Origin of the sequence: uncultured Bradyrhizobium sp., assembly GCF_936928535.1 — a bacterium.
GTDB lineage: Bacteria > Pseudomonadota > Alphaproteobacteria > Rhizobiales > Xanthobacteraceae > Bradyrhizobium.
Window position 1 is genome coordinate 17214 of the sequence record NZ_CAKZHY010000028.1, and the last position, 16534, is coordinate 33747.

The 16534-nt window shown below is 63.7% G+C and carries 18 protein-coding genes; 12 read left to right on the top strand and 6 right to left on the bottom strand.

Going from position 1 to position 16534, the window contains the following annotated elements:
• Nucleotides 1-57: 57 nt before the first annotated feature.
• From Q0687_RS03450 to Q0687_RS03460, 3 genes are read right to left on the bottom strand one after another with little or no spacing between them, the layout of a single operon-like run.
• Nucleotides 58-2319, bottom strand: coding sequence for a xanthine dehydrogenase family protein molybdopterin-binding subunit (locus tag Q0687_RS03450; RefSeq protein WP_298872292.1), 2262 nt, complete (start codon nucleotides 2317-2319; stop codon nucleotides 58-60).
• Nucleotides 2312-3367 carry a xanthine dehydrogenase family protein subunit M gene (locus Q0687_RS03455; RefSeq protein ID WP_298872295.1) on the bottom strand — a complete coding sequence of 352 codons (1056 nt, stop codon included), beginning with the start codon at nucleotides 3365-3367 and terminating at the stop codon, nucleotides 2312-2314. The genes Q0687_RS03450 and Q0687_RS03455 overlap by 8 nt, the downstream gene beginning before the upstream one ends.
• Complete coding sequence (locus Q0687_RS03460; RefSeq protein ID WP_298872297.1) at nucleotides 3364-3861, bottom strand: 2Fe-2S iron-sulfur cluster-binding protein; 498 nt, start codon at nucleotides 3859-3861, stop codon at nucleotides 3364-3366. Before Q0687_RS03460 ends, Q0687_RS03455 begins: the two co-directional genes overlap by 4 nt.
• A 250-nt stretch (nucleotides 3862-4111) precedes the next feature.
• Here Q0687_RS03460 and Q0687_RS03465 point away from each other — a divergent pair, with 250 nt between their 5' ends.
• Nucleotides 4112-4750, top strand: a complete 639-nt coding sequence (locus Q0687_RS03465) for a TetR/AcrR family transcriptional regulator (RefSeq protein WP_298872329.1) — start codon at nucleotides 4112-4114, stop codon at nucleotides 4748-4750.
• A 66-nt stretch (nucleotides 4751-4816) separates the two neighbouring features.
• A complete protein-coding gene (locus Q0687_RS03470) occupies nucleotides 4817-5224 on the top strand; it encodes a DUF4864 domain-containing protein (RefSeq protein ID WP_298872300.1) in 408 nt (135 codons plus the stop codon).
• Here the strand turns inward: Q0687_RS03470 and lspA are convergent.
• Both lspA and Q0687_RS03480 read right to left on the bottom strand, forming a co-directional pair.
• Nucleotides 5221-5709 carry a signal peptidase II gene (gene lspA, locus Q0687_RS03475; RefSeq protein ID WP_298872305.1) on the bottom strand — a complete coding sequence of 163 codons (489 nt, stop codon included), beginning with the start codon at nucleotides 5707-5709 and terminating at the stop codon, nucleotides 5221-5223. The two genes, Q0687_RS03470 and lspA, sit on opposite strands and share 4 nt — an antisense overlap.
• A 54-nt stretch (nucleotides 5710-5763) precedes the next feature.
• On the bottom strand, nucleotides 5764-7029 hold the full coding sequence (locus Q0687_RS03480; RefSeq protein WP_298872332.1) for an MFS transporter: 1266 nt from the start codon (nucleotides 7027-7029) through the stop codon (nucleotides 5764-5766).
• 160 nt (nucleotides 7030-7189) lie between these two features.
• On the opposite strand from Q0687_RS03480, the gene Q0687_RS03485 reads away from it, so the two are divergent.
• From Q0687_RS03485 to Q0687_RS03530, 10 genes are all read left to right on the top strand, one after another.
• On the top strand, nucleotides 7190-7618 hold the full coding sequence (locus Q0687_RS03485; protein ID WP_298872308.1) for a hypothetical protein: 429 nt from the start codon (nucleotides 7190-7192) through the stop codon (nucleotides 7616-7618).
• 81 nt (nucleotides 7619-7699) lie between these two features.
• The gene (locus tag Q0687_RS03490; protein ID WP_298872309.1) at nucleotides 7700-7984 is read left to right on the top strand and encodes a hypothetical protein; all 285 of its coding nucleotides are present in this window, start codon (nucleotides 7700-7702) and stop codon (nucleotides 7982-7984) included.
• A gap of 9 nt (nucleotides 7985-7993) precedes the next feature.
• Entirely contained in the window at nucleotides 7994-9421 is a 1428-nt protein-coding gene (locus tag Q0687_RS03495) for a TolC family protein (RefSeq protein WP_298872310.1), read from the top strand.
• A gap of 13 nt (nucleotides 9422-9434) precedes the next feature.
• Nucleotides 9435-10772, top strand: a complete 1338-nt coding sequence (locus tag Q0687_RS03500; RefSeq protein WP_298872312.1) for a copper oxidase — start codon at nucleotides 9435-9437, stop codon at nucleotides 10770-10772.
• Between the two features lie 36 nt (nucleotides 10773-10808).
• Complete coding sequence (locus Q0687_RS03505; protein WP_298872314.1) at nucleotides 10809-11264, top strand: cupredoxin family protein; 456 nt, start codon at nucleotides 10809-10811, stop codon at nucleotides 11262-11264.
• A gap of 15 nt (nucleotides 11265-11279) precedes the next feature.
• Nucleotides 11280-11573: a copper-binding protein gene (locus tag Q0687_RS03510; RefSeq protein ID WP_298872315.1), complete on the top strand. Its 294-nt coding sequence runs from the start codon at nucleotides 11280-11282 to the stop codon at nucleotides 11571-11573.
• A 354-nt stretch (nucleotides 11574-11927) separates the two neighbouring features.
• Complete coding sequence (gene flhA, locus Q0687_RS03515; protein ID WP_298872317.1) at nucleotides 11928-14042, top strand: flagellar biosynthesis protein FlhA; 2115 nt, start codon at nucleotides 11928-11930, stop codon at nucleotides 14040-14042.
• Nucleotides 14042-14548: a DUF4262 domain-containing protein gene (locus Q0687_RS03520; RefSeq protein WP_298872319.1), complete on the top strand. Its 507-nt coding sequence runs from the start codon at nucleotides 14042-14044 to the stop codon at nucleotides 14546-14548. Before flhA ends, Q0687_RS03520 begins: the two co-directional genes overlap by 1 nt.
• 184 nt (nucleotides 14549-14732) lie before the next feature.
• The gene (locus Q0687_RS03525) at nucleotides 14733-15206 is read left to right on the top strand and encodes a DUF4262 domain-containing protein (protein ID WP_298872321.1); all 474 of its coding nucleotides are present in this window, start codon (nucleotides 14733-14735) and stop codon (nucleotides 15204-15206) included.
• An 87-nt stretch (nucleotides 15207-15293) separates the two neighbouring features.
• Nucleotides 15294-15806 (top strand): DUF4282 domain-containing protein, encoded by a 513-nt coding sequence (locus Q0687_RS03530; RefSeq protein WP_298872324.1) that lies wholly within the window; start codon nucleotides 15294-15296, stop codon nucleotides 15804-15806.
• A gap of 246 nt (nucleotides 15807-16052) precedes the next feature.
• Here Q0687_RS03530 and Q0687_RS03535 read toward each other — a convergent pair whose 3' ends face one another.
• Nucleotides 16053-16418: a DUF559 domain-containing protein gene (locus tag Q0687_RS03535; RefSeq protein ID WP_298872325.1), complete on the bottom strand. Its 366-nt coding sequence runs from the start codon at nucleotides 16416-16418 to the stop codon at nucleotides 16053-16055.
• Nucleotides 16419-16534: the final 116 nt, after the last annotated feature.

Consider the following 16534-nt stretch of genomic DNA (forward strand, 5'->3'; position numbering starts at 1 on the left):
GCGCGATGCGATCCTGATAAATCGCATCGCGCTTCGACGTTATCGACTTGCCGGACCTCAGGTCTGCGTCAACAGATCTTCGATCCTGATCGGAAAGCGGCGCACCCGCACGCCGGTCGCATGCCAGACGGCATTGGCGACCGCGCCGGCACTGCCTGTGATGCCGATCTCGCCGACACCCTTGATGCCGAGTGCATTCACATGCGGATCGTGCTCCTCCACCGTGATGACATCGAGCGGCGGCACGTCGGCGTTCACCGGGATGTGGTACTCGCCGAGATTGGCATTCATGATCCGGCCGCTGCGGCGGTCGGTGATGGCCTCCTCGTGCAGCGCGAACGACTGGCCCCAGATCATGCCGCCGAACAGCTGGCTCTTCACCAGATGCGGATTGACAATGCGTCCCGCCGCGAAGGCGCCGACCATGCGGGTGACGCGGATCTGGCCAAGCTCCGGATCGACCTTCACCTCCGCGAACACCGCGCCATGGGCATGCATGGCATACTCTTCCATCGCCGCCGGGTTTGGCGCGCCGGTGCCGCGCGCCTCGACCTCGGCGACGCCAGCGCGCGCGAGGATCCCCGCGTAGCTCTCGCTGCGGCCCTCGTCGTCACGCCGGATCAGGCGGCCATCGCGCGCGATCACGCCGGTATTGCCGGCGCCGAACAGCGGCGAGCGCTCGTCATTGGTGGCGAGGTCGGCAAGCTTTGCGATCACGGCCGCGCCAGCGCTGTGGATCGCAGCACCTGCGGTCGCGGTATGCGCCGAACCACCGGCGATGCCGGCATCCGGCAAGTCGGACGTGCCGGCCTTGAAGTTGACGCGGTCGATATCGAGGCCGACGGCGTCGGCCGCGATCTGGGCCAGCGCGGTCCAGGCGCCCTGCCCCATGTCATGCGCGCCGATCTCCATCGCGCCGCTGCCGTCACGGCGGATCGTCGCACGCGCTTCGGCCTGGAACATCAGCGCGGGGAATGTCGCGGTGCCCATTCCCCAGCCGACCAGAAGTCCGGCATCGTCGCGCATCTGTCGCGGCTGGAGCGAGCGCTCCGCCCAGCCGAAACGCGCCGCGCCCTGATCGTAGCAGGCACGCAGCGCTTTCGAGGAGAACGGTTTTCCCGTGATCGGCTCGACCTCGGCGTAGTTCTTCAGGCGGAAGGCGAGCGGATCCATGCCGCAGGCCCAGGCCATCTCGTCGATCGCACTCTCCAGCGCAATCGAGCCCGTCGCCTCGCCCGGCGCGCGCATGAACAAGGGCGTGCCGGTGTTGACGCGCACGGCGTCATGCGAGGTGCGGATCGCGGGCGCCGCATAGAGCGTGTGCGAGGCGTCGGCCGCCGGCTCGTAGAAATCGTCGAAGGTGCTCGACACGGTCCGCGCATGGTGATCGAGCGCGGTCAGGCGCCCTTCAGCGTCGGCCCCGATGCGCAAGCGCTGGCGCGTCGGCGCACGATGGCCGACCGGGCCATACATCTGCTCGCGGCGTAGCACGAGCTTGACCGGCCTTCCGGCCAGCTTTGCGGCCATGATGCCGAGGGCCGGCGGACCGGCCATGAGGCCCTTGGAGCCAAAGCCGCCGCCGAGGAACGGACTGCGGATGTGGATATTGTCGTGCGCTACCCCGAACAGCTCGGCAACGCGCGCCAACGACAGCATCAGTCCCTGGGTCGGCATGTCGATCTGAAGATTGTCGCCGTTCCAGTGCGCCACGATCGCATGCGGCTCCATGGCGTTGTGATATTGCGCCGGCGTCTCGTAAGTCGCGTCGATCTGCTTGTCGGCTGAAGCAAGGCCAGCTGCGACATCGCCATGATGATTTTCGGCGGGATTGCCGACGCCAACGACGGGGGGCACGTAACTCTCGCCCGCATCGAGCCCGACCAGCGCGGGCAAGATCTCATAGCGAGGCGCCAGCAGCACCGCGCCTTCTGTCGCCGCCTCCAGTGTCTCGGCGATCACGACGGCGATCGGCTGGTTGGCGTAGCGGACCTCGTTGCTCTGCAGCACCTCCATCCGGAACACGAATGGATTGGTCTTGATCTCTGGGTCGATCGCAAGCTCCGGCTTGTGATCCGGCGTCATGACATCGACCACGCCGGGATGACGCTTGGCGGCAGCGACATCAAGCGAGGTGACGCGGCCATGCGCGATGCTGGACACGGCGATCACCGCGAACAGCATGCCGGGCGGATGATTGTCGGCTGCGTAGGTCGCCTGCCCCTTGACCTTGAGCACGCCGTCGCGGCGGGTCAGCGGCTGACCGATGCTCGAGCCGTGACGGAGATGGGCGGGAGCGCTGGTGAGATTGAGCTCAGGCATGGATGGCTCCAGACGTCGAAGCAAAGGGGGAAGCCGGCAGCGCGGGGATGCGCGCGGGTGTCCCGGCTGCGGCAAGGGTCAAGGCGCGCACGACGATGCGCCGCGCCAGCTCGATCTTGTAGGCGTTGTCGCCGGATGGCTTTGCGTCGGTGAGCGCGCGCCAGGCGGCTTCCTGGAAGGCATCTGCGGTGGGCGCGACGCCCTTGAGGACATCCTCCGCCGCCCTGGCACGCCACGGCTTTGCTGCGACGCCGCCCAGCGCGAGCCGCGCCTCCGCGATCTTGCCGTTCTCGATCCGCAGCGCTGCCGCAGCCGAGACGATCGCGAACGCATAGGACGTCCGCTCGCGGACCTTGAGATAGCGCGCATGCGCGGCAAAGCCGCGCGCCGCAGGCGGAAGACGCACCGCGACGATCAGGTCGCCAGGTTCGAGCGCCGATTCACGCTCCGGCGTGTTGCCGGGCAGGCGATGCAATTCATCGAGCGCGATCTCGCGGCGGCCCTTCGGGCCTTCGATCTCGATGATGGCGTCAAGCGCGAGCAGCGGCACGCAGAAGTCTGACGGATGCGTCGCGATACAGCTCTCGCTCCAGCCGAGCACGGCATGGGTGCGATTCTCGCCGTCGCGGGCGTCGCAACCAGAGCCGGGCTCGCGCTTGTTGCAGCGGCTGGCGGTGTCGTAGAAATACGCACAGCGCGTCCGCTGCAGCAGATTGCCGCCGACGGTCGCAGCGTTACGCAATTGCGCCGACGCGCCTGATAGCAGCGCTTCCGCGACGGCCGGATAGGTCTTCGCGAACTCGGCATCATGCGCAAGGTCGGCATTGCTGACGAGTGCGCCGATCCGCAGCGAGCCGTCCGCGAGGTGCTCGATTCCGTCGAGGCCGTCGAGATGGGTGACGTCGACCAGGCGATCCGGGCGGCTGACATTGCCCTTCATCAGGTCGAGCAGATTGGTGCCGGCGGCAAGATAGGTCGCGCCCGGCTGGGCGGCGGCGGCAACGGCTTCAGCGACCGTGGCGGGCCTGACATAATCGAATTGTTTCATGCGGAACGCCTCTGGTTGGTTTCGTCGGCACCGGCCTGTGCCTCGAGCACGGCATCGACGATGCCGGCATAGGCGCCGCAACGGCAGAGATTGCCGCTCATGCACTCGCGGATGCGTTCGGGATCGTTGCCGGCCTGGGCCTCCTGCATCATGCCGATCGCGCTCATGATCTGGCCGGGCGTGCAGAAGCCGCACTGGAATCCGTCATGGGCGATGAAGGCGGCCTGAACGGGATGAAGCTGGTCGCCGCGCGCGACGCCTTCGATGGTGAGGATGTCGGCACCATCGTGGCTGACGGCGAGCGCAAGGCAGGAATTGATTCGCTTGCCGTCGACGAGAATGGTGCAGGCGCCGCATTGGCCGCGGTCGCAGCCCTTCTTGGTTCCGGTCAAATGGAGGCGCTCACGCAGGAGATCGAGCAGCGTGACGCGCGGATCGTCGAGGACGAAGTCGCGCCGCGCACCGTTCACGGTGAGGCTGATGGAGTGGTTCATAAAAGGCTCCGATCAGATATGGACATGGCTCATCGCGCAGCGCGCCACCGCCGTGGCCGCCGTCGATATCGCGCCGCCCCGGACATATTCCGGGCCGACAACCGCGAAGATACGGAGGCACCCTCCGTTTAACAAGAGCTGCGGGAAAATATCTGGAATTCGTCAAAAGCCCGTGCAGTGACAACGCGATGCAGCCCTGCAAGGTTCAACAAGGGTTCAATCTAACCAATTCGTGATCTACATTGCAGGCATGGACGACCAGACCGACCAGACCCGAAAGCCCCGCGCCGACGCCGTGCGCAACCGCGAGCGCGTGCTCGAGGCGGCCAAGGTCGTGTTCACTGCGGGCGGCCCGGAGGCCAGTCTTGAAGCCGTGGCAAAACGCGCCGGCGTCGGCATCGGCACGCTCTACCGGCATTTCCCGACGCGCGAGGATCTGTTCGAAGCGGTCTACCGACGCGAGGTCGAGCAGCTCAGCGAGCTGGCCGAGCAGTTGAAGAATGCCAAGGATCCGGTCGACGCACTCCGGCGCTGGCTGCGGTCAGGTGTCGAATTTGTTGCCACCAAGAAAGGCATGGTGGCAGCCCTGGCACTCGCAGTGCAAAGCGGGTCGGAGCTACATGCCTTCTCCTTTGAGCGCCTGACCAAGGCGATCTCCTCGCTGCTCGATCGCGCAGCCGCGGCTGGCGCGATGCGCGCCGACATCAGTCCCGAGGACCTGCTGCGCGCGTTCTTCGGCATGTGTTACATGCACGATCAGCCCGGCTGGCAATCCTCGGTGCTGCGGATGCTCGACGTGTTTGTCGACGGCCTTCGCGTGCAGACCGCCGCAAAGGCCAAGGTGCGCGCGGCCAAACCGGCAAAGACGGCGGTGAAACGGAAGCGATAGCACGTCCGTATTTCCCAGAGGTCGTGCTATGGTTGGCATTGCCGGGAACTCGACGCGGAGCCTGCCATGCGCATTGCCGCCTTGCTGGTCGTTCTTAGCCTTGCTTGTAGCCCCTTCGCCGCACGCGCCGACGATGTCTCGGCGGCGCAAGACGTGATCCGCGCGCAGGAACAGGCCTTCGTCCATGACGATGCAAGCGCCGCCTATTCCTATGCCGCCCCGGCAATCAAGCAGATCTTCCCCGCAGCCGACATCTTCCTGTCGATGGTGCAGAACGGCTACGCGCCGGTCTACCGCCACAAGAGCTTCGAGTTCGGCGACAGCAAGACCGAGGGCAACGTGGTTGCCCAGCGCGTTCACATCATCGATGCCAATGGCGAAGCCTGGGAGGCGCTCTACACGCTCGAGCAGCAGGCCGACGGAAGCTACAAGATAACCGGCTGCTCGCTGCTGAAGGCGGGACAGGCGGTTTAGGTCGTCTCAAGGAATAAGGACACCACGGTCGCGATCGCGCCCAAGGTGATCGCGCTGTCAGCGACGTTGAAAATGGCGAACGACCAGGCTTTGTAAGAGAGGTGGACGAAGTCGATCACCGAACCGATCCGGGCACGGTCCAGCATGTTTCCGAACGCGCCCGCGATGATCAGGGCAAGTCCGGTAGCCAGGATCGGCTGGTTCGACGGCACGCGGCGAAGCCACCAGCCCAACACGCCGCAGGCCAGAAGAGATAGCCCAACCAGCGGCCAACGCTGCGCATCGCCGGCCAATCGCAGGAAACTGAACGAGACGCCCTTGTTGTAGGACAGCAGAAGGTCGATCGACGGCCATGCGCCGGACGCAAGAATGATCAGCGGTCGATCAGGGTCCAGCCAAGCGACAACGAGCTGCTTCGTGCCTTGATCCAGCAGCACGACGGCGATGATCAGCCAGATCCAGCGGAATGACGACGCCCGCGGCATGATCAGGATGGCCTGGCTTGCATCGATACGACCTCGCGCCGACAGGGGCGCGCTTCAGATCGCGAAGCCGGCCCCTGCCCTCGTCGTGTTCATGCGTGAGCGGACCAGAAGCGTCAAGACGATGCCGACATTGAGGGCATTCCAGGCCACGCCGTTGGCGAACGCCGCACCGTAGGAACCGGTGGCGTCGAAGATGAGGCCGGACACCCAGCCGCCGAAGGACATGCCGAACACGGAGGCGAAAATCACGATTCCGACACGGGTTGCGGCTTCGCTCGCCGGCATCGCCTCGCGCACGATGATCGCATAACTCGGCACGATTCCACCCTGGAACAGGCCGAACATCGCAGAGATCAGATAGAGCGAGGTGAGGCTGTCGAAGAACAGGTAGAACACCAGCGCAAAGCCTTGCGCCAGCGACCCGAGCAGCAGCGTGCGGATGCCGCCGATCTTGTCGGCGAGGTAGCCCGAGCCGATCCGGCTGACGATGCCGCAGGCCATCATCAGCGACAGCATCTCGGCGCCTCGCGCCACGCCGTAACCGAGGTCGCCGCAATAGGCAACGATATGCACCTGCGGCATCGCCATGGCGACGCAGCAGGAAATACTGGCGATCGAGAGCAGTACCGTCAGTGTGTTGGTCGAGAGGTTCAGATCGACGCGCGGCGGCGGCGCATTGGCGTGATTGCGGACCTTGTCCTCGCCCATCTGCGCGCGCAGGACCATCACGAGGAGCGACATTACCGTAACGCAGACGAGAGCGATGCCAATATGCGTGTAGCGCCAGCCGATGCTCTCGATGCCGGCATTGACCAGCGGCGGCCATATCGTGCCGGCGACGTAATTGCCGCTTGCGACGATGGTCACGGCAAGCCCACGGTAGCGCTCGAACCAGTGCGAGGCCTCCGCCATCAGCGGCGCGAAAGTCGCGGACGTGCCGAGCCCGACCAGGAAATAGGCCGCGACGAACTGCCAGAGTTGGGTCGAGAGCCCCGCAAGCGTATTGGCGACACCGAGGAAGGCGATGCTGATTGCCATGGCCGGCACGATGCCGAACTTGTCCGTGATCTTGCCGGCGATCACGCCACCGAGCCCGAAGCCGAACATCATCATCGTGAAAGCCAGCGATACTGCGCCGCGCGTGGCGGCGAATTCGGCCTGCACGACGGGAATCACCACGACCACGGCCCACATGCCGACGCTGCCAATCGAGCCGATCACCAGCGCGAGCAAAAGCCGCACCCAGGCCTGACGCGAGTCGGGGGTGAAAGAGGCAGATTTCTGTCCGGGGTGATTGGGTGCGTGCACGGCGCGGACAATGTTCGCTGATTGCTTCGCGGTCAAGCATCGTGCCGCGATAATGGGCATGCTCGGTGCACTGCGGTAAGAAGGAGCTTGGCGAAACCGCACTTTGCCATTAGTTTGCAATCCGCGTGGGCAACAATGCCGCGCGGAGCGTGCTGACGGAATGTTATTGCAGATGACGCGATCGATGCGGATCAGGGTGGGGCGCTTGATTGCGCTGACCTATCTGTTCTGCGTGCTCGCGCCGGCAGCAAGCCTCGCCTGGAGCGCCGGTCCGGCGCCATGTCTGGACGATGTGCTGCTGGCCGATCTCGCGGCGATCCATCAGGCGACGCCGACGAGCCACGTGCACGACGGCGCGGCGCACGACCACACCGGCATGCACGCGCATCACCAGTCCGCACAGGATGCTCCTGCCCCACATCATCATGACGGCAACGGCAAGGTCGGCCCATGCTGCGCGATGATGTGCATCAGCGCCTTGCCGGCCGATCTGCCTGATGTGGCAAAGCCGCTACAGCCGGTTTCGGCTTGCGCGCCTGAAATCATGGCGAGCCTGCACAGCGCGGCACCGCCCCTGCTCTACCGCCCTCCCATCACCTGATCTGACACGCGACGACGTCAGGCCGAGCGCGCATTCTCGCGCGCGCGAACCTGTGGTCTCCAGACAGATCAGGGATTGCTCATGCTTACGCTTCTCGGGGCGAGATCCGCCGCCGCATCTGCGGCGCGTGGAGGATACTTTCGATTTCACTGGCCGCTGCTGGCCGTCATTGCGCTCGCGCTGTCCGGCTGTATGCCGGCAACGAGTTCGGTCGCTGCCGCCGATCCTGCCGATCCGGCGGCGAAGAGCGCGCGCGTCGGCTATCGTTCGACGGTCGCGCCCTATACGAGCTTGCGGCCGGCAACGCCGGCGCCGTGGCGCGAGCGCAACGACGCTGCTGCGCCTCAGCCGAAGCAAGGCCAATAGGAGCGCGCGATGGCACATCATTTGGCGCGAGGCCTGCTCGTTGTTGCCACGCTCGGCCTTTCCGGCTGCGTCGCGTTTTCGCCCGACGGCGGCATGACCGGCGGCGTCTCCGAGCTGACGAGCCAGACCATCAACAAGGACGTCGCTTTCGTGCGAACGGCCGAGGGAGCCGGCGCGGTCGACGCGCGGGTTCGCCAGTTGCTGTCGCGGACACTGACCACGGAGACCGCCGTGCAGATTGCGCTGCTCAACAACAAGGGGCTGCAAGCCACTTATAACGAGCTGGCACTGGCCGAGACCGACCTGGTCGAGCAGGGCCTGCCGCCCAATCCCGTGTTCTCGATCTCGCGCATCTCAGGCAATGGTGCCAGCGAGATCGAGCGCCAGGTCGTCGGCGATATCCTCGCTCTGGCGACCCTGCCGTTCCGCTCCGAGATCGCGCGCGATCGCTTTCGTCAGGCGCAATTGCGTGCGGCACTGGCGACGCTGCGGCTCGCCGCCGATGTGCGGCGCGCTTACGTCCGCGCGGTCGCCGGAAACGAGATGGTGGTTCTGCTGACGGATGCGAAGGCAACGGCGGAATCGACCGCGCAGCTCGCGGTCAAGCTCGGCGAGACCGGTTCGGTCAACAAGCTCGACCAGGCGCGCGAGCAGGTGTTTTACGCCGAAACCACCGCAGACCTTGCTACCGCACGTCAGAGAGCGACCAGCGCGCGTGAAAAGCTGGCGCGACTGTTGGGGCTGTGGGACGACGGTCTCGATTTCCGACTGCCCAATGCGCTGCCATCGCTGCCGCGTCGGCCGCAAGCCCTGCCCTCGATCGAGGCCGATGCGGTCGCGCACCGTATCGATTTGCAGATCGCGCGGCTCGAGCTCACGGCGCTGGCGAAATCGCTTGATCTCACCGAGGCGACACGGTTCGTCACGCTGCTCGATCTCGCCGGCATCTCCCGTCGCACCCAGGATCCCGAAGGCGCGCCGTTCCGCGAGCGCGGTTTCGACGTGCAGTTCCAGATCCCGATCTTCGATGGCGGCGAGGTGCGGGTGCGGCAGGCCGCAGAGACCTACAACCTGGCCTTCAATCGCCTGACCGAGCGCGCGGTGAATGTCCGCTCGGAGGCGCGCGATGCCTATCGCGTCTATCGCTCCACCTACGACATCGCGAGCCACTATCAGCGCGAGATCCTGCCGCTGCGAAAAATCATCACCGAGGAGATGCAGCTGCGCTTCTCCAGCATGCAGGTCGACATCTTCGCGCTGCTGACCGAGGCGCGACAGCGCCTCGCCTCGCTGCGCGGCGCGATCGATGCCAGGCGGAACTTCTTCCTCGCCCAATCCGAGTTGCAGACCGCCGTCAATGGCGGCGGCGCGCCTGCGACCCGTGGCGACAATCCAACCAATATCGCTGCGGCAGCGCCTGCCGATGGCGGCCACTGACATGGAGACCAGCATGTTTTCCCGCCGAGGATTTTTGGGCACCGCCGCGCTTCTCAGTGCGTCAGCGGTCAGCGGCCGCGTCCAGGCCGCAGCGATTCCGGAAGCAGCCCATATGGACAAAGCCGCGATGCAGCCGCCGCTGCACCCGACCAGCGGACCCGATTATCGACCCGTCGTGACCTTGAACGGCTGGACCCTTCCGTTCCGCATGAACGGCGACTGGAAGGAATTCCATCTCGTCGCCGAGCCCGTGGTGCGCGAGTTCGCGGAGGGCATGAAGGTCAATCTCTGGGGCTATAACGGCCAGTCGCCGGGCCCGACCATCGAGGCCGTCGAGGGCGACAAGGTCCGCATCTTCGTCACCAATCGCCTGCCCGAATACACCACCGTGCACTGGCACGGCATGATCGTGCCGAGCGGCATGGACGGCGTCGGCGGCCTGACCCAGCCGCACATCCAGCCCGGCAAGACCTTCGTCTACGAGTTCGAGATGAAGAAGAGCGGGACCTTCATGTACCACCCGCATTCCGACGAGATGGTGCAGATGGCGATGGGCATGATGGGCATGGTCGTCGTGCACCCGCGCGATGGCGGCTTCCGACCCGTCGATCGCGACTTCGTCTTCGTGATGAGCACCTATCGCGTCGATCCCGGCACGTATTTGCCAAGGGTCAACGAGATGACCGACTTCAACATGTGGACCTGGAATGCGCGGGTGTTTCCGGGCATCGATCCCCTAGCCGTCCGGCTCGGCGACAAGGTGCGCGTGCGCATCGGCAATCTCAGCATGACCAACCATCCGATTCATCTGCACGGCCACAGCTTTGCCGTGACCTGCACCGACGGCGGCTGGATTCCCGAGACCGCACAATATCCGGACACGACCACCGACGTGCCAGTCGGCGCCGTCAGGGTGCTCGACGTGCTCGCCGACAATCCCGGCGACTGGGCGTTCCACTGCCACAAATCGCATCACACCATGAACGCGATGGGCCACGACATGCGCAACATGATCGGCGTGTCGCGCAAGGATCTGGCCAAGGCGGTCGGCAAGCTCGCGCCCGATGCCATGGTGATGGGGCAATCGGGCATGGCCATGGGCAACATGGAGATGCCCGCGCCCGACAACACGCTGCCGATGATGTCGGGCGCCGGCCAGTTCGGCGCGATCGAGATGGGCGGCATGTTCACGGTGATGAAGATCCGCGATGGGCTTGCGCGCGACGATTACCGCGATCCCGGCCCCTATCAATTCCCGCAAGGCACCGTCGCCTATGAGGTCGCTTCGCCCGCGGCAGAGCCCGTGCGGCAACCCGCTGCGCCGATGTCGAAGATGAAGATGAAGATGTAACCAGCGTTTCGATGGACCACCCAACCGGAGACTACAATGAAGAACAAGATCAAGCTCGCTCTCGTGATGACCGCGCTCTCGGTCGCGCCCGCCCTCGCTCACGAAGGTCACGATCATCACGGTTTCTCGGCCGGCGAGCCCGGCGATCCCAACAAGCCCACGCGTACCATCGAGATCGCGATGAGCGAGATGTCCTACGAGCCGTCCAAGATCGACGTGAAGCGCGGCGAGCAGATCCGCTTCGTGCTGCGCAATGTCGGCAGGGAGGACCACGAATTCCTGCTCGCCACAACGAAGGAGAATCTCGCCCATGCCGAGGTGATGAAGAAGCATCCGCATATGGAGCACGACGATCCGAACGGGATACGGCTTGCGCCGAACAAGACGGCCGAGATCGTCTGGAAGTTCACCAAACCAGGCACATTCGAATTTTCCTGCCTGATCCCCGACCATCGCGACTACGGCATGGTCGGCCACGTCACCGTGAAATAAGCAATGGAGGCTCTCATGAACCGCATCATCTGTATCGTCGCAGCCCTCGTGCTGACCGTGGGCGTTGGCACCGGCGCATTGGCGGCCTCCATCAGCGGCGAGGTCAAGAAAATCGACGAAGCCGCCGGCAAGATCACGCTCAAGCACGGCGCCGCCAAGAGCCTTGGCATGGACGAGCCCATGACCATGGTCTACCGAGTCAAGGATCCGGCTATGCTCAAGCAGGTGAAGGTCGGCGACAAGGTGTCGTTCGAAGCCGAGGAGGCGGCGTCGGGCTACACGGTGACGAAGATGGAGAGGGCCAAGTAGGGCAGCTTTCCTCGACGGTCATTCCGGGGCGCGCCACTTGGCGCGAGCCCGGAATCCATCCCTCCTCGATACTTGCGGCCCGATGGATTCGGGGCTCGCCCTTCGGGCGCCCCGGAATGACGATCCAGGGCCCCCGAAATACCCCTGATCAGACGCCTCCCACCCCCTCCGTTAACCCTTTGCTAACCATACACCCGGCAAGAATTGCCGGGTGAAGTCGAGTGTCGTCAGCCGCGTAAGACGGGAGCTCCCGTGGACGCCAGTGCGGTGCCTCACTTTCGGACCGGCGGCCCATCGGCCGCCGCGCAGGCGTTTGGGGCGCGCGGACGGCAGTCGCGCGGGGAGGCAGCTACCATGGTTGACGTCACCGCGGGTCAGGGCGTAGGCGGCGGAAAGCCCGGGATCCCCTCCCTCTCCGAAATCGTCACCATCCTCAAGCGCGGCGACATCGCGCTGGCGCTCGGCATCCTCACCATCCTGGTGGTGCTGATCCTGCCGCTGCCCGCGATCGTGCTGGACCTGTTCCTGGCGATCTCGATCACGCTGTCGATCCTGATCCTGATGACCTCGCTGTTCATCCAGGCACCGCTGGAATTCTCCGCCTTCCCGACCATCCTCCTGATCTCGACCATGCTGCGGCTGTCGCTCAACATGGCCTCGACCCGCCTGATCCTGTCGCACGGGCACGAGGGCACGGATGCCGCCGGCCATGTCATCGAAGCCTTCGGCAGCTTCGTGATGGGCGGCAATTTCGTGATCGGCATCATCGTCTTCGCCATCCTGATCATCGTCAATTTCGTCGTCATCACCAAGGGTTCGGGCCGTATCGCCGAAGTCGCCGCGCGCTTCCATTTGGACGCCATGCCCGGTAAGCAGATGGCGATCGACGCCGATCTCTCGGCCGGCCTGATCGACGAGAAAGTCGCCAAGGAGCGCCGCAAGGCGCTGGAGGACGAGAGCGGCTTCTTCGGCGCCATGGACGGTGCCTCGAAATTCGTCCGCGGCGATGCCGTGGCCGGCATTGTCATAACCGTGGTCAATATCGTCGGCGGTATCCTGATCGGCATTTTCCAGCACCAGATGGATGCCGGCGAGGCCGCCAAGACCTATATGCTTCTGACCATAGGCGACGGTCTGGTGACGCAGATTCCGGCCCTGATCATCTCGATCGCCGCCGGTTTTCTGGTGTCGAAAGCCGGCGTCGACGGCTCTGCCGACAAGGCCATCGTCCTGCAACTGGCGCGTAATCCGGTGGCGCTTGGCGTCGTCTCGGCGGCCTCCGGCGTCATGGGGCTGATCCCTGGTATGCCGATCGTCTTCTTCGGCGCCATCGCCCTGGCCACCGGCGCCCTGGCCTGGCGCATCGGCCGTCAGCCGCCACCGCCCTCCAAGGCACAGCTCGACGCCATCCAGCAGGCCAACATGCCGCCGGAAGAAGAACCGATCTCGGCGGCGCTGGCCATCGATGACGTCAAGATCGAGCTGGGCCTGGGCCTGCTCGGTCTGATCAATGATCTCGATGGTCGCAAGCTGACCGACCAGATCAAGGCCCTGCGCCGGACGCTGGCGCAGGAATACGGCTTCATCATGCCGTCGGTGCGCATTCTCGATAATATGCGCCTGCCAAGTCAGGGCTATGCCGTCCGTATCAAGGAAATGGAAGCCGGTGCCGGCGAGGTCCGCATCGGCTCGCTGATGGCCATGGATCCGACCGGCCGCCAGGTCGAACTGCCCGGCGAGCATATGAAGGAGCCGGCTTTTGGACTTCCAGCGACCTGGATCGACAACGCCCTGCGCGAGGAGGCGACCTTCCTGGGTTATACCATCGTCGATCCGGCCACCGTCATCACCACCCACCTGACGGAAATCCTCAAGGACAATATGGCTGACCTGCTCAGCTATTCGGAACTGTCCAAGCTGCTGCGCGACCTGCCGGCCGACGAGAAGAAGCTGGTCGACGATCTGATCCCGCAGGTAGTCTCCACCGCCACGCTCCAGCGCGTGCTTCAGGCCCTGCTCAAGGAACGCGTGTCGATCCGCGATCTGCCGGCCATTCTCGAAGCGCTCGGCGAGGCGGCCTCGCATACCAAGTCGATCACCCAGATGGTCGAGCATGTGCGCTCGCGTCTGGCGCGTCAATTGTGCTGGCAGAATCGTTCCGACGATGGTTCTTTGCCGATCGTCACCCTGTCGCACGATTGGGAGAACGCCTTCTCGTCGTCACTGGTCGGGCAGGGCGAGGATCGCCAACTGACCATGGCGCCGTCACATTTGCAGGACTTCATCCGCGGCGTGCGCGATACCTTCGAGCGTGTGTCGATGAACGGCGAGGTGGCGGTGCTGCTGACCTCGCCCACCATCCGGCCGTTCGTGCGCTCGATCATAGAAAGATTCAGGGCCAATACGGTGGTCATGAGCCAGAACGAAATCCACCCCAAGGTGAAGCTCAAGACGGTCGGACAGGTGTAATGCTATCTGCCCTGGACGCTGACGAGAATAAACTGGATGAAAGTGAGCGACAGTTCGTCGGCACTGTTCGTAAGCATGGCTGGTTCAATACGCATATTTTGAAAAGTGATGGAAAGCCTGAATTCAATTTTACGACAGGATTTCAAGTGGGTCTTGGCGTGCCTGAAATCATTGTATTTGGATTACAGGATCAGGTGGCGCACGGCCTTTTGTGGAATTTGTACCGTGACCTGAAAGCGGGGAAACGCTACGAAACAGGCCGGTCCTATGCGGACTTTCTTGAAGGATTTGACGTCTGCTTCCAGATTGTCGACAAGTCGCAATACCATGAACATCTGGGCTGGAGTCGCTGGTTTTATGCAGGTGATGCGTTCGACTGCTGGCAACTGATCTGGCCCGACAAGCAGGGCAAGTTTCCTTGGGAAAACGGCTTCGACTCAAATCTGCTTGACGTTCAGTCGGATTTATCGGCAGGGCATTGGGCTGGAAAAGGCCTAAACGGATAAAAGATACCCCACCACCGCATCTAGCCGCTTCGCGTCGTCGTGCGGTCCCCCTCCCCGGCATAGCCGGGGAGGTGTAGATTTTTTTGTACCTCCCCAATTTGTTGGGGAGGGGGACCATTGCGCAGCAATGGTGGTGGGGTATCTTACTTGCGACTTAGATAAATCACACAACGATTCAATTCCCATGCCCAACGCCTTTGACCGTCACGAACCCAATCTGCCGCCGGGTGCGCGCGATATGCTGGCCACTATCCGAATGCATGGCTGGTCCTATGCGCCCGATGATCACCATGCCTATACCACCGGCCTGGGCTTCAGCCTGAAGGCGCCGGAAATCGTTGTGTGCGCGCAGGCCTCCCATGTGGCGCGTGACCTGCTTGCCGAGGCCTGTCGCCAACTGGAAGCCGGTGTAAAATTGCGTGCCGGCAAACCCTATGACGGTTTCTTCGACGACTGCCCGGTTTACTTCCAGCCCGTCGAAAAGCGCTGGTATGACCGCTATTTCGGCTGGAGCGTCTGGTTCTGGGGCGGTTACGATTTCAAGGCCCTGCAAATGGTGGTACCCGATTCCGCCGGTCTTTTGCCCTGGCAGCCGGGTTTTGATCCGGCGGAGATGCAGCCTGATCTCTCCGGCGGCAAGTGGGCCGCACGCGGTTAACCTATCGGGACTCTTGACAATTGCGCCTCAAAAGCCGTTTAACAAGGCGACGGCAGGCAAATTCGTCTTTGCGGGGAATTCGGCATAATGAAGCGTACGATCAGGCAGGTTTTTGGCACCACGCGCCCCAGGGATATCTGGCTTAACCTGTTTACCTTCGACCAGATGCTGACGCGGCCGATCATCCATATCGTCTACTGGTGCGGACTGGGTCTGCTGTTCATCTTTGCGCTCGGCTGGCTGGGCATCATGGTCGGCACCGGCATCAAGGACGCCTCGATCATGGGCTGGCTGCTGTCGTTCGGCCTGCTGGTGGTGGGGTTCCTCGGCTTCATGATCGCTGTGCTGGCTTGGCGGTCGGTCTGCGAACTCTATATGGCGGTGATGAATATCGCTGAAGACCTGCGTTACCTGCGCCAGTTCCAGGAAAAGCTGACGCCGCAGAGCTTCGCGCCGGTTGCGCCGCAAGCCGTGACGCCGCCACCTGTCGCGTCACCGGATACGGCGGCTGTGGCTGAACCGGCATCGCCAAGTGGCTCAAAGGATAATATCCTCGAAGATCCGTTCTTCCGCCCGCGTTTCGAGCGCAAGGATTTGTGATTTAATCCTCCCCTCTTGGGGGGGGGAGGTGTCGAGCAAGCGCAGCGCGTCGAGACGGAGGGGGGAAATCCGGCCGTGGCGTATGGGGCTTTACCCCTCCGTCAGCGACACCGGCCCTAAAGGGCCTCGCGCTGCCACCTCCCCTTAAAAAGGGGAGGATTTATTGTTTTTGATCCTCCCCTCTTGGAGGGGAGGTGCCGAGCAAGCGTAGCGCGTCGAGGCGGAGGGGTAACAAACGGCGCCGAACTATTTACGTCGCTCCTTAATCCGCGCCCTTGCCAAATTCAGCATCCCTTCCACAATATCGTCCGGATCATGCAGTACATCAGCAGCCGGAATGCGGACGACCTCCAGGCCGCGCGCCTGCATCCAGACATCACGCACCTCATCGCGCGCCGGACGGTCGCCGTGGCCGTGCGAGGCGCCGTCGATCTCGATAACCAGCGCGGCTTTGGCGCAGTAAAAGTCAGCGAAATAGGGACCAATGGGATGTTCGCGGCGGAAACGCGGTGTGTCCGCGTGGCGGCCCTTGAGGCGCGACCAGATCATCACGGCGGGCAGGGACATATTCCAGCGCAGATGGCGCCTGAAGTCGCGGCTGTCGTCGTTCATTGTGTTCCCCCTGTGCGGAGCGTGTGGGAAATGACGAGGGGAGGCAAGAGGAAATATTGAGTGCGTGGTTTTTACCCCTCCGTCTCGACGCGCTTCGCCTGACGGCTTCGCTTGCT